10 protein-coding genes and 2 pseudogenes are annotated in these 12,925 nt (G+C 41.6%); 8 read left to right on the forward strand and 4 right to left on the reverse strand.

All coding sequences use genetic code 11. The annotated features are described in order from the left end of the window. Positions 1 to 415 precede the first annotated feature (415 nt). The gene (locus tag JCM15074_RS23215; RefSeq protein ID WP_037470084.1) at positions 416 to 985 is read right to left on the reverse strand and encodes a cytochrome b/b6 domain-containing protein; all 570 of its coding nucleotides are present in this window, start codon (positions 983 to 985) and stop codon (positions 416 to 418) included. 192 nt (positions 986 to 1,177) lie between these two features. Here JCM15074_RS23215 and uvrD point away from each other — a divergent pair, with 192 nt between their 5' ends. Both uvrD and ubiA read left to right on the forward strand, forming a co-directional pair. Next, the gene (gene uvrD, locus JCM15074_RS19615; protein ID WP_025823595.1) at positions 1,178 to 3,343 is read left to right on the forward strand and encodes a DNA helicase II; all 2,166 of its coding nucleotides are present in this window, start codon (positions 1,178 to 1,180) and stop codon (positions 3,341 to 3,343) included. Between the two features lie 100 nt (positions 3,344 to 3,443). Then, the gene (gene ubiA / locus JCM15074_RS19620; RefSeq protein ID WP_025823597.1) at positions 3,444 to 4,319 is read left to right on the forward strand and encodes a 4-hydroxybenzoate octaprenyltransferase; all 876 of its coding nucleotides are present in this window, start codon (positions 3,444 to 3,446) and stop codon (positions 4,317 to 4,319) included. Positions 4,320 to 4,362: 43 nt separating this feature from the next. On the opposite strand, the gene JCM15074_RS19625 is transcribed toward ubiA, so the two are convergent. From JCM15074_RS19625 to JCM15074_RS23220, 3 genes and pseudogenes are all read right to left on the reverse strand, one after another. Beyond that, a complete protein-coding gene (locus tag JCM15074_RS19625) occupies positions 4,363 to 4,950 on the reverse strand; it encodes a TlpA family protein disulfide reductase (RefSeq protein WP_025823599.1) in 588 nt (195 codons plus the stop codon). A 1-nt stretch (position 4,951) separates the two neighbouring features. Further along, complete coding sequence (locus JCM15074_RS19630; protein WP_025823601.1) at positions 4,952 to 5,359, reverse strand: cytochrome c-type biogenesis protein; 408 nt, start codon at positions 5,357 to 5,359, stop codon at positions 4,952 to 4,954. Further along, positions 5,356 to 7,312 (reverse strand): annotated as a pseudogene (locus JCM15074_RS23220) (heme lyase CcmF/NrfE family subunit). Before JCM15074_RS23220 ends, JCM15074_RS19630 begins: the two are co-directional and overlap by 4 nt. 544 nt (positions 7,313 to 7,856) lie before the next feature. Between JCM15074_RS23220 and JCM15074_RS23225 the strand changes: the two are divergent. The 6 genes and pseudogenes from JCM15074_RS23225 to nrfD form a co-directional block, all read left to right on the forward strand. Beyond that, positions 7,857 to 9,907 (forward strand): annotated as a pseudogene (locus JCM15074_RS23225) (multiheme c-type cytochrome). A gap of 66 nt (positions 9,908 to 9,973) precedes the next feature. Then, positions 9,974 to 10,402: a rhodanese-like domain-containing protein gene (locus JCM15074_RS19645; protein ID WP_025823603.1), complete on the forward strand. Its 429-nt coding sequence runs from the start codon at positions 9,974 to 9,976 to the stop codon at positions 10,400 to 10,402. A gap of 56 nt (positions 10,403 to 10,458) precedes the next feature. Next, positions 10,459 to 11,229 (forward strand): FKBP-type peptidyl-prolyl cis-trans isomerase, encoded by a 771-nt coding sequence (locus JCM15074_RS19650; protein WP_148300851.1) that lies wholly within the window; start codon positions 10,459 to 10,461, stop codon positions 11,227 to 11,229. 40 nt (positions 11,230 to 11,269) lie between these two features. Further along, positions 11,270 to 12,004, forward strand: a complete 735-nt coding sequence (locus tag JCM15074_RS19655) for a tetratricopeptide repeat protein (protein ID WP_025823607.1) — start codon at positions 11,270 to 11,272, stop codon at positions 12,002 to 12,004. 85 nt (positions 12,005 to 12,089) lie between these two features. Beyond that, a complete protein-coding gene (locus JCM15074_RS19660) occupies positions 12,090 to 12,800 on the forward strand; it encodes a 4Fe-4S dicluster domain-containing protein (RefSeq protein ID WP_025823609.1) in 711 nt (236 codons plus the stop codon). A 2-nt stretch (positions 12,801 to 12,802) separates the two neighbouring features. Further along, positions 12,803 to 12,925, forward strand: a 123-nt coding sequence (nrfD, locus tag JCM15074_RS24295) for an NrfD/PsrC family molybdoenzyme membrane anchor subunit (protein WP_159105320.1), incomplete at its 3' end; no start/stop codon positions are given.

Below are 12,925 nucleotides of genomic sequence, written 5' to 3' on the forward strand. Positions count from 1 at the left end.
TTATAGGTGGCTTATCGACTTAATGTAGGTATTGCATACCTACCCCCGATGTCGCCCCGCGCTAAGCGGATCTCCCGCTTCGCAACAAGTTGCTTCGCGTTCCACTAGGGCAATAAGCTTCGCTTATTAAGCACCCTATTGTCACCCCCATGTGTCCCTTAAAGCGAGCACAAGTGCTCTGGGATAAAAGAGTAGGCCATTGCCATACCCAAAGGGCATAAAAGCGCCTATTAATACCAATCTGTAAAACAAACTGATCTTATATTTATTTAGATTGGTACAAAGAAGCCACCTGAATAAGGTGGCTTTTTTACTTCGCACTATTTATCTCTGATGACTATAACAAGATATAGTCTTCTCTAGATATATCATGCCTAGCTTCACTAGCTTGTGCTGTTGACCATTATGAATATTTCTATTTAATGTATTTTTTACGCTCAATATAAAAATGCAAAATGGCCATGCCGCCATGGGCAATCAGGTAGATTTCTATCAAACCGGTAAGGGTTTTATGAAGTTCCCTAAAATCATTGGCGTATGCCGAATGGCTTAACCATAGCACTAACCAAATTAATGCAGATACTTCGATGATGATTAATGCAGCTACGCCTAAGCCTTGCACGATATTAGCTATACCTTGGTCGCGAGGTTGCGGTAAATGACCTTGTTGTAGTTGTTTTATATCGTCTTTTAATACGTGATTATCGCCGTAAAGATAAGGGAAGAATTGTTTAAAAGATTGTTTAACTAGCATATATCTAATGATGCCAATTGTTGTTATTACAGTCATGATGCCAAGGATGATATGCAGCCACAAAAATCCAATACTTGATTGCTCTATTTGCCCTGTATGACTCATATGAACAAAGTTGCTATTGATGATTTGTACGATAACTAAAAGCGCAAGCAGCGCATGGATATATTTGATTTCTAACGTTGGAAAATAATCATTTATATACGCTTTAAAGGCCGAGATAAGCTTCATGAGTGTGCCCTATTAGGTTGGTATTTTATACTAGTACTTGCTTACCTGACTAAGCAACGAAAGAGTTTGCTTATGAGCAATATTTAATCTTGGCTGTTGTGCTATAAGTGATTATTTATTCATACATCATTCAACATATCAGATAGTGTTTGCCCCTGTTATAATGCGTTATCGAATTTTTCGGAGGCAATAATGGACGTATCTTTTTTATTAGACGGCCTGAATGATAAACAGCGTGAAGCTGTTGCAGCACCGCAATCAAGCATGTTAGTACTCGCCGGTGCGGGTAGTGGTAAAACACGTGTATTAACACATCGTATTGCTTGGTTGATGCAGGTCGAGCAACAGAGTCCATATTCTATTTTGGCAGTAACCTTTACTAATAAGGCTGCCTCTGAAATGCGTGAACGCGTCGAAAAAATCGCGGGTAGCTCTATGGGGCGTATGTGGATTGGTACTTTCCATGGCTTAGCTCACCGTTTGCTTCGTACTCACTTTCAAGATGCCAATCTACCACAGAGTTTTCAAATTTTAGATTCTGACGATCAAATGCGTTTGATCAAGCGGATCGTTAAAATGCTTAATCTTGATGAAAAGCAGTATCCACCGCGTATGGTGCAAAACTATATTAACGGTAAAAAGGATCAAGGGTTAAGACCTAAGCATATTGATGCTGGCGGCTATCCACTTGAGATGAATTTATTACAGTTATATCAGGTGTATCAGGATTCTTGCGATCGCGCTGGCTTGGTCGATTTTGCTGAGATCTTACTGCGTGCTCATGAGTTATTACTCAATAAACCGCATATTTTGGCGCATTATCAAGATCGATTTAAAAATATATTGGTCGACGAGTTTCAAGATACTAACGCGATCCAATATGCATGGATCCGAGTGTTAGCTGGTAGCAGTGCCCATGTAATGATCGTTGGTGATGATGATCAGTCGATCTATGGTTGGCGCGGCGCACAGATTGAAAACCTGCATAAATTTTTAGGGGACTTTCCGACTGCACAAACGATACGATTGGAGCAAAATTATCGTTCTACTGCCAATATTCTAAATGCATCGAATGAGTTAATTGCTAATAATCCTGGTCGTATGGGTAAAAAGCTATGGACCGAAGATAAAGATGGCGAGCCTATCTCGATCTATTGTGCGTTTAATGAAATGGATGAAGCGCGCTTTATTGTGGGTCGTATTGCTGACTGGCAGGATAAAGGCGGTACCTTATCTGATTGTGCGATCTTATATCGATCAAATGCTCAATCACGTGTGTTAGAAGAAGCATTACTACACAAGGGACTTTCATATCGTATATATGGTGGTTTACGCTTCTTCGAGCGCCAAGAAATTAAAGATGCGATGGGCTATCTGCGCTTGATCGCCAATAAAGATGATGATGCTGCTTTTGAGCGGGTTGTGAATACACCGGCTCGTGGTATTGGCGGTCGTACTTTAGATATTTTACGCACAACGGCACGGCAGCAAGAGTTGACGCTATGGCAATCTTGCTTACGTCTACTTGATGAAAAAGTGTTGGCTGGTCGAGCGGCTAATGCGGTGCGTGGCTTTATGGATTTGATTGTAACCATGCGTCAAGACACCGATGAGATGCCGTTGCATCGCGCTGCTGATCATGTGATTCATCAGTCGGGTTTGAAAGCCATGTATCAAGCCGAAAAGGGTGAGAAAGCTCAATCACGTATTGAAAACTTAGAAGAATTAGTGACTGCGGCTCGTACTTTTGAGATGCCTGAAGAGTTGGAAGATATGGGCGAGTTAAATGCCTTTTTATCTCATGCTGCGCTTGAGGCGGGTGAAGGCCAAGCTGACGCACATACTGATGCAGTACAGTTAATGACCTTGCATTCAGCTAAAGGTCTTGAATTCCCAGTGGTATTTATGGCTGGTGTAGAAGAGGGGATTTTTCCAAGCCAAATGGCGATCGATGAAGGGGATCGCTTAGATGAAGAGCGTCGTCTTTGTTATGTGGGGATGACTCGTGCAATGCAAAAGCTTTATGTTTGCTATGCGGAATCTCGTCGTATCTATGGTCGTGAGAATTTTGCTCGTCCTTCACGCTTTATTAAAGAGATCCCGACTCAGTTTGTTGAGGAGATCCGCTTAAAAACTCAGGTGAGTAAGGCGAGCGTAAGTCCTCGTTTTGCGCAGTCACAATCTGCATTTAATGATACAGGCTTTAAGGTTGGTCAACGGGTACTGCATCCTAAATTTGGTGAAGGTAATATCACCAATTTTGAAGGCAGTGGTCCGCAGGCTCGAGTGCAGGTGAGCTTTATTGATTATGGCAGTAAGTGGCTTGTGGTCTCTTATGCGCGGCTTGAGGCAGTGTAATATAGCTAAGTGACCTAAAGCTGAAAGTGGCAACCGCAGCTGGTTTGGGTATAAAATGTAACAAGCATGGTTTTATTTTGTCTCAGGAGAGACTAACAATATGAATTTAAGGGATAAATTAGATGCTTATACGCGTCTAGCTCGTATTGATCGGCCCATAGGTACTTTATTACTTATGTGGCCTTGTTTAATGGCGCTTGTACTTGCCGCCGATGGTATGCCTGATATTAAAGTGTTACTGATCTTTATTGTGGGTGTATTTGTTATGCGCGCTTGTGGTTGCATTATTAACGATTTTGCGGATCGCAAATTAGATGCCCATGTTGAGCGTACTAAAATGCGTCCATTAGCAAGTGGTGAAGTGACCAGCAAAGAAGCTTTATTATTATTTGTATTGTTGGGACTTTTTGCTTTTAGTTTAGTATTACTGCTTAACCCGTTAGTGGTGAAGTTATCAGTAGTTGGCATTATCCTGACGATTATTTATCCGTTTACTAAACGTTTTACCAATATGCCGCAGATGTTTCTTGGGGTTGTTTGGAGTTGGTCAATTCCGATGGCTTATGCGGCTGAAACTGGCCAAGTACCAGTGACCGCTTGGTGGTTATTTGCTGCTAACTGGTGCTGGACTATCGCCTATGACACCATGTATGCCATGGTTGATCGTGATGATGATTTAAAAGTTGGCATTAAATCAACGGCGATTTTATTTGGTCGTTATGATCGCCAAATTATCGCGTTATTCCAATTAGCGGCATTATTTTGCTTTATTCAAGCTGGCTGGGCTGCTGAACGTGGTTTAGTCTATGCTCTGGGGTTGTTAACTTTTATTGGTTTTGGTTTATATCAACAAAAGCTTATTGCTGATAGAGAAAGGCAACCTTGCTTTAAAGCTTTCTTAAATAACAATTGGGCTGGAATGGCGCTATTTGTTGCACTGGGTGCTGATTATTTATATCAATTTTATCCGCTTTAATGTGCTAAAAAAATGCTCGCGAGTGCGAGCATTTTTTTGATGACTAGCTTTTGTCTGCATACTTCTGAATTAAAGTATCCATAAAAGGTTGTACGGTTTTATCATCCCAGTGCATAAAACCTCTTACAAAGCCCACTAGGTTACCTGCTCCATCAAACATATAAGTTGCTGGAACCACGTTAGTTGGCATCACTTTTTCCATTTGGCCTGTTGGATCTAATAAGGTCTCAAATTCAGTAAAGCCATGCTTATCTAGAAAGGGTTGTACATTTTCAGGATCTTGGTCAATTGATAATGACACAATTGAAATATCGCTATTGGTGTTTGCGGCTTTAAACTTTTCTAGGCCTGGGATCTCTTGCACACATGGCGGACACCAAGTTGCCCATAGGTTGATCATCAGTAACTTACCCTTATAGTCACTGAGTTTCACTTCTTTATTATCTACCGTCAGCATGGTGATATCAGGTACTTTACGGGCATAGGTGAGTTCACTAAAGCCTGTCATTTGCATCGGTTTAGGTAGTGCTTCACCCGTCGCATAGACTTTTGGCATGTGACCACTGGCTTGTACTGTTGCAGTAAAACCCACTCCCAGCATCAGTAAAGAGGCTAATAGCGTTTTTTTCATGTTATTTTTCCACCTTGGCTCGTAAACGTTTTTGTTTTATTTGATTATTTAATACTAAAAAGGCGATGACTAAGGCGATAACAAGCATCAAACCTGGTCCAAACCACAGTAGGGCTGTACTGGCATTAACTTCTGGTTGATAGTTAATTTTGTCGCCATAGCGTTCGACCATAAAGTCAATAATGGTTTGTTTAGATTTACCTTCTTCTAGCATTAAAAAGATTTGCCCTTTTAGCTCATTGGCAATAGGCGCTTGTGAATCAAATAGATTCTGATTCACTGATTTTGGACAGCGTAGCTCTTTGGCGATTTCAAAGCCGAGTGCTTTTACTTCAGCATCGGTATATTGAATACCAGTTGCGTGGCTCAATTGGCTGATAAAGAGCAGGGTAATTAATATCAATCTCATGCAGTTCGCTCCTGTATTGGCGTAGGCACTGCTGATGTTTGCTTTTGCTGTTGCCTAATTGGCATAGGTAAAATATTGAGTAATGCACCAAACATCATCCATAGCGCACCTAACCAAATAAAACAGGCGAACGGTTTATAGCTGATACGGATCAAATATTCGGTATCACTCAGTTGTTGACCTTTCGATACGTATAAATCACGCATTAAATTACGATCAATTGATGCCTGCGACATCTCCATACCGTTGGTTTTAAAGGTCTGTCTTTGTGGGGTTAGTGTCGTCAGTAATTGTTCGTTTTCATCAAGTACTTGGATATTGGCCTGAATGGCAGTAAATGCCGTTTCAGTAACGTTTACGGTACTATCATAAACAAAAATATAGCCTGCTAATGGTTTGCCTTGACCCGGTCCCATGCGTAGTAACGCTTGTTCTTCATAATGAGAAACACAGGTAGCGCCAATCACTGAAATTGCTACGCCAAAATGGGCAATTAACATGCCTATTTGCTGACGTTTAAAGGCCTTATGCTGTTTTATATGGAGGAAGATATAGTAGCAAATAGTTAAGATGATATAGCTTGCGCCCCAGAATCCTAGTAGTAGCGATAACTCAAAGGTTACTTGAGTCAGCCAAATAATAAGACCTGCAATTAATGCGCTAATGACAAAGGCACATATAATGGGTTGCCATTGACCAGGCTTGCTTTGTTTCCAACTAATCAGCGGACCTGCACCCATCAGTATAAAGACGATAAAGGCTAATGGTACAAACATACTGTTAAAGTAAGGTGCGCCTACTGATAGTGTTCCTAATCCCATTAGGTCATAAATGAGTGGGTAGAAAGTACCGAGTAAGACAGATAGTGCGGCAATCACTAATACGATGTTACCTGCAATCAATAAGCTATCTTTACTCTTAAGATGCATATCTAATTCAGATTTTATCTGCTCACCTTTCAGTGCAAATAGGGTCATGGCACCGCCAACAAAGACGGCTAGTAAGAATAATACTGACATACCACGAGTCGGATCTGCTGCAAAAGCATGTACAGATTGCACAATACCTGAGCGCACTAAGAAGGTACCAAGTAAGCTTAGTGAGAATGCCAGTAAACATAAAAACAGGGTGGTGACTTTAAAGCTATGGCCTTTAGCGTCATTATAATTGAATGCAACATGGCGGTGGCGACTAGCCATGGAATAAATGAAGCATTTTCAACTGGATCCCAGAACCACCATCCGCCCCAGCCTAATTCGTTATAAGCCCACCACGAGCCGAACGCATTGCCACCGGTTAAGAAGACCCACGCTAAAATAGCCCATGGTCTGAGTAACTTGGCATACTTCTCTGAAAAATTACCCGCTAATAGCACTGCAATAGCAGCAGCAAAGCATACCGTTAAGCCAACATAACCTAAAAATAACATAGGTGGATGAAAGATGAGGCCAATGTCTTGTAAGATTGGGTTAAGGTCACGGCCTTCAATTGGAATATCCGGCAACATGCGTGCAAATGGATTTGAGGTAAATAGCATAAATAGGTTAAAGCCCAAAATCACCATCGCCAATATGGCGCAACAATGGCTAATAAATTGAGGTTCTTCTTTTATATGCCTAACGGCAATATAGCCACCCCAAACGGCCATTGATGTTACCCAAAATAACATGGAGCTTCATGGCTTCCCCAAACTGCAGCGACTTTATACCAAATAGCAAGCTGTGTATTTGAATGGTTGGCAACATAGGCCACGGAAAAGTCGTTTACAACAAAACTGTACACCAAACAAGCAACAGATAAACATAATGCTAGCGGCACCCATAATGCCAGTGGCTTACTGTAACTGAGTAAGTATGGATTACGCTTTGCGGTAGCTATTAATGGGACTAATGCTAATAGTAGTGCAAGTACAGTACTAATAATAAGGAAGAGTAGTCCAAGTTCTGGGATCATGGGGTAGCCTTAAATTATGAAATGCGTATAGAAGATATAAAGTCGCATATCACTCAATTTTATTTAAAATGTGACTTGTATTAAATTTATATTTAAATCTGTGACTAATTAAATATCGATAATATAAAGTGTGATCTTAATTATTTAATATTAATTAGATTTTATTAAATTATATTTCCACAAGATTTGTTTAGGGTAATTTATTTGCCAAAATATAAATGTGACTGTGTCGATAGTTATTGACTTCGCTTTATTAGTTTTTGTGAAAACTTATTTTCAACATTGTTTTTTATGTTTTTTTATATATAAAAGTTGTGAATTTAGATATAAAAAATATTAATACGACTTATTATAACTAGCTGTTTTTATAGGTTATTTTATATTTTTATAAATCAAAAATAATCATGAATTTCTTTTTGTGGATTAGTTCCTGTTTTTTTTATTGGCATTATGAAAAATACGCTTACTGCTTAATTGTTTGTGTGGTTTGGTGAACAGTTCAGCTTAGTGAAAATATAATACTAATAGTAATTAGGAGTGAATGATGAAACGATGGAAAAGCAAAACAGCGCTAAGCGTATTGTTTTGTCTGGGAGCCGCCGGCATGTCATCTGCTATGGCCGCTGAAAAACCAGGCTATGGTAATGAACAAATGGGTGCAACTGCCCAGAAGATTATGGCTAACCCAGATCTAACAGAAGAAAGTCGTGGTGTTAAGACTCTGCAAGATTATATCGTGCAAGAGAAAGAACTTTTCGATTATCTGTTCCAAAACCATCCAGTATTTAAGTACCACGAAGAAGGTCGCTTAATCGGTACCTATAAGATTTCTGACCGTGGTGAAGAGTACTTAGAGCAAGGTAGCAGTTTAGCTTACTCTAAGCACAGTAACGCACTACATGGTGAAGAACGCCCAATGGCGATCCAGTATCGTTTAGGCGAGAAGTCTATTCTTGACTATCCAAACAAGTTCGTAGGTCCAGAGAAGTGTGGTGAATGTCACGCGGCTCAATACGAAAAGTGGAAGCGTTCACGTCACTCTAAAACTATTCGTTTCCCTGGTGACCATCCAGAAGTAGATAACGATATCGAAAAAACCATGTACGCCACTAAGGATACTTCTATCCTGCCTGATGGTGTAACACCAGACATGATCTATGCAACAGTTGGTACGCCTCGTACTAAGTACGGCATGATCGATGCTTGGTTAGTACGTGGTACTTACCATATTCGTGACGGTTTACTACGTGATGGCACTGGTCACATGGTAGCTGGTGCTAACCAGTTCTCTCGTGGTTGGGCTGAGTGGTTAACCCCTGAGAAAGCTAAAGAAATTCAAAAGATTATCCTGATTTCCCAACAGACATGGCGGGTATCGGTGCTTCTGGTTCACACCAGTGGGGCATGAGCTCGTACGGTGCTAAGTATGAGAAGGAATTCTTATTCCAGCCTGCAGCATCTTACTGTGAAATCTGTCATACCTTTAAGTTTGACTTTAAGAACAAAGAAGAGTTCTTTGACGCACTTGGCGATCCAAAGAAACTGCAAGAGCACACTATCTCTAAGGGTATTGCTTGTGAAGAGTGTCACGGCGCTGGCGGTCACTTAGATGGCGGTATCGGCGGTGGTATGCCTTCTAACTGTGAACGTTGTCACCAGCGTTTCAACTTCGTTGAAGACTTAGCGAACACTGACGAAGGTAAAGAGAAGTTAGAGTACGCATTCAACGTGAAGATGAAGTCTTCTTGCCCATCTTGTGGTACTGAAGGTTCTCAGCTATTCGCATCTGCTCACTACGATAAGGGCATGCGTTGTTCTACATGTCACGATCCACACGAAGTAACAGCTAACGATTGGAAGTCTGGTTTCACTAAGCCTGCAATCCGTAAAGACTGTACTGACTGTCACGCTGCACAGACATTAATTGCTGAAAACAGTGCGACTCACAGCGAGCAAACATGTCAATCATGTCACATGCCTAACACAGGTTCTTGTGAGAACTTCACTGGTATGCAGTTCCCTGACATGGCTGGTTTCGACGCAGTACGTCGTAGTCACATCTGGAAGATTGATGTTGACCCTGAGCGTAAGATGTTGAACCCACCTGCTGGCAAGCCACGTGATGCAGCTGTTAAGGGCTGGTCTGTAGCTAAAGATGAAAACGGTCACCACTACTTAGACTTAATGTGGTCATGTGCTCGTACATCTCCATCTGATATCGACGTTGTAGAAAACAAAGGCTGTCATAGCCCATTCCAATCTGAGCTAGAAGTAGGCATGCACTACGAAGACCAGATGGAAATCTACGGTGAAGTTCAGAAGTGGCAGAAGCCTATCAAGGCTACTTACGCTGAAGTTGTTGCTGCTGTTGAGCGTATCGACCAGTTACTAGAAGTGACTAAGTTAGACGCTGCACAGAAGGCTGAAGTTTACATGCTAACTGAAAAAGCACAGGAAACTTTAGACCTACTAGAAGCTGACGGCTCTTGGGGTGTTCACGGTCCACGTTACACCGCAAAACGTATTGATGCTGCTCTAGCTTATGTAACTCAAGCTCAAGCAATCATCGACGGTGCGTTAACTGCTAAAAAGTAATCGCCTAATTTAGGTTATTACATATCGCCTCGGTATCTTCGGATACCGAGGTATACAGGGAAAAAAATGAAAAAAACAATCCAACATTGCATGTTTGCTTTAGCACTGATTTTACCAAGTGGTTATGCAGCGGCGGGCGCAGGCGGAGAGCTTACTCTAGCGCCTCAGCATGAGCAGCAATTACGCCAGATTTCAATGTTAGAAGCTGATCAGTTTGTCGGCAAAGATGATGTGCAATTCTATGATGTTAACACGCTAGAACTTTGGGCTGAGGGAGCTATTCCAGGTGCGGTGTTCTTCAATGTTAAGAACTGGAAAGAACTGTTACCTAAGAACAAAGACGCCAAGATGGTGTTTTACTGCGCTAATCGTCTATGCACAGTGAGCAATATGGCGGCTCGTGAAGTGATGAAGTTAGGTTATACCAACGTAATGCAAATGCCTGATGGTATTTATGGCTGGCGTATGTCTGGTCGTCCCACTGAGAAGTTATAACTCTTTTGTTATTCAGTATGTTACATGATGAACCACTAATTGTAGATTGAGAGAAAATGATGAAAATGACAGCCAAAAAATTAGCACTTGCAAGCTCTATCGCCTTCCTATTTTCTGCCAATGTAATGGCAGCAGAGCTTAAAACAGAATTAGACAAAGAGTCTTACAGTGTCGGCGCTTCAGTCGGTAACTACTTATCTAATCAGCTCTATTCTCAAACAGAGATGGGCGCTGCAATTAACATGGATGTCATGATCGAAGGCTTTGTTGATGCCTTAAAAGATACCAGTAAATTAACCGAAGAGCAGGTCGTTGATTACCTGAATAAGCGCGGTGAGTTACTGAATGAAAAGCGCGAAGCACAAATTACTGCCATGGTGCAGAAAAATATTGAAGACGGTAAAGCATTCTTAGCTAAAAACGCTAAAAAAGATGGCGTTGTAGTGATGGAATCAGGTTTGCAGTATGAAGTGTTAACCAAAGGCAATGGCCCAATCCCTAAAGCTGAAGATGTAGTCACAGTGAACTATGTCGGTAAATTGCTTGATGGTACTGAATTCGAAAGCACTTATACCCAAAATCGTCCTGCACGTTTTGCTTTAATGACGGTTATTGAAGGTTGGCAGGAAGGTCTTAAGTTGATGCCACAAGGCTCGACTTACCGCTTAACTATTCCGGCTGGATTAGCTTATGGCGTAGAAGGCGCTGGTGCAATTCCACCACAGTCAACGCTGGTATTCGATATTGAGCTTGTGAATGTCGAGCAGCCAGGTAACCCAGAGCTACAGAAGACCATTGATGCTATGCAGCTAACGGGTCATAAGTAACCGTTAATTTAATCGATATATAAGGTAAGTAAGGCGTTTTATGAGCAGTTTAGTCATCGGTATTGCTGTCAGTTTATCAAGCTTTGTTGGCTTGATTATATGGCATCATCAAAAGTACATCAGCCTGTGTAATAACAGTCAATTATGTACGGCTGAAGGCGAATTAAGCCCATTTGCAAGTAACACTAAGCCTTGCTTACCGATGAATTATACCAACCGTTTATACCCAAGCTTGATGGTGATTGCGCTAGTCACTTTAAGCTTGGCGATTTATGCCTTATGCGGCCGTTTCAGCGATTGGGATACAGGTCGTGTTAATGAGCAGATTGATTATTTAGTTGCTGCTGATATCACCAAGGGACGTCAGGTTGTTAATAGTAATCCTGAGGATGAATTTGCGTTACTAAATTTGGCTGAGTCTTATGCCGCAGGTGGTATGTACGCTGAATCAGTACAAACGCTCACCCAGCTGCTATTGCTAAAAGGTGATGATGCCGAATTGCTCGGTATGCAAGCAACCTCAATGTATTACCGTGATGACAGAGTGATTAGCCCTGAAACATCGGTTGTCATTGCCAAAGCTCTAGCTTTACAAACGAACGAATTGCAAACCCGTTTGTTGCTCGCAACAGATGCTTATTTAAATGGCAACTATCAAAAAGCAATCACTAATTGGCAACAACTGTTAACCAATAATAGTCAGCCATTTAATCGAGATTCCATTAACAATGCCATTAACAAGGCACAACAAAAATTAGACGAAAGCAAGTATTAACCATGGTGGTTGGTTTCGTTTATTGATGGTAAATGCTTCACTAAATAAATAAAAACATCGGTAAAACCGATAGATGGAGGATGTTGTGAGTGAAAATCTAGAGAGACGGAGGTTCCTTAAGTGTGCTGGAGCTGCCCCGTTACTGCTAGCACCGCTTGGGTGCTCTTCTGTAAAAGAAGACAAAAACGATCCTAACAAGCCGCATTATGTGATGGTATTTGATCAGAACAAATGTGTGGGTTGTGGTGATTGTAAAACTGCCTGTAATAAGGCGAACAATCTACCCGCTGGTCAGTCTCGCGTATTGATGGAGCAGCAATCAGGTGCAGTAGAAGGTCAACCTTGTCCACATTGTGGCAAAACGACTGGCTGTGGCTGTGAGCGTAAGTTCGTCCGTGTTTCTTGTCAGCAGTGTAAGAATGCACCTTGTGTAACGGTTTGCCCAACTGGCGCAGCAATGCGTGATCCTAAGACGGGTATCGTGACGATGGATGCTGGTAAGTGCGCAGGTTGTAAGTACTGCATCGGCGCTTGCCCATACAATGCACGTTTCATTAACACTGAAACCGATGTGGCTGATAACTGTGACTTCTGCTTGAACTCAAAACTAGCAAAAGGTGAGTTACCTGCATGTGTGCAGCAATGTAAATATGATGCACTTGTGTTTGGTGATGCTAACGATCCTAACTCTTTTGTTAGCAAGTTATTAGCAGTGAAAGACTCAGTGCGTGTTAAGCCACACTTCGGTACTGAGCCTAGCTTACGATACATTCCTGTAGTGAAACTAGGAGTATAAACATGGACGGTTCTATTGAGTTTACGTTAGGCCTGTCAGAAGGGGTTGCTTGGCCTTGGCCAATCGCAGTTTACCTGTTCTTTGCTGGTATTTCAGGTGGTGCATTAACGGTTGCTTTAGCAATA

Origin of the sequence: Shewanella marina JCM 15074 (assembly GCF_000614975.1) — a bacterium.
Lineage (GTDB): Bacteria > Pseudomonadota > Gammaproteobacteria > Enterobacterales > Shewanellaceae > Shewanella > Shewanella marina.

What these genes read in the sequence shown, in the direction of transcription:
- JCM15074_RS23215 (WP_037470084.1), bottom strand. Translation starts at nt 985, where the DNA reads ATGAAGCTTATCTCGGCCTTTAAAGCGTATATAAATGATTATTTTCCA.
- uvrD (WP_025823595.1), top strand. Translation starts at nt 1,178, where the DNA reads ATGGACGTATCTTTTTTATTAGACGGCCTGAATGATAAACAGCGTGAA.
- ubiA (WP_025823597.1), top strand. Translation starts at nt 3,444, where the DNA reads ATGAATTTAAGGGATAAATTAGATGCTTATACGCGTCTAGCTCGTATT.
- JCM15074_RS19625 (WP_025823599.1), bottom strand. Translation starts at nt 4,950, where the DNA reads ATGAAAAAAACGCTATTAGCCTCTTTACTGATGCTGGGAGTGGGTTTT.
- JCM15074_RS19630 (WP_025823601.1), bottom strand. Translation starts at nt 5,359, where the DNA reads ATGAGATTGATATTAATTACCCTGCTCTTTATCAGCCAATTGAGCCAC.
- JCM15074_RS19645 (WP_025823603.1), top strand. Translation starts at nt 9,974, where the DNA reads ATGAAAAAAACAATCCAACATTGCATGTTTGCTTTAGCACTGATTTTA.
- JCM15074_RS19650 (WP_148300851.1), top strand. Translation starts at nt 10,459, where the DNA reads ATGATGAAAATGACAGCCAAAAAATTAGCACTTGCAAGCTCTATCGCC.
- JCM15074_RS19655 (WP_025823607.1), top strand. Translation starts at nt 11,270, where the DNA reads ATGAGCAGTTTAGTCATCGGTATTGCTGTCAGTTTATCAAGCTTTGTT.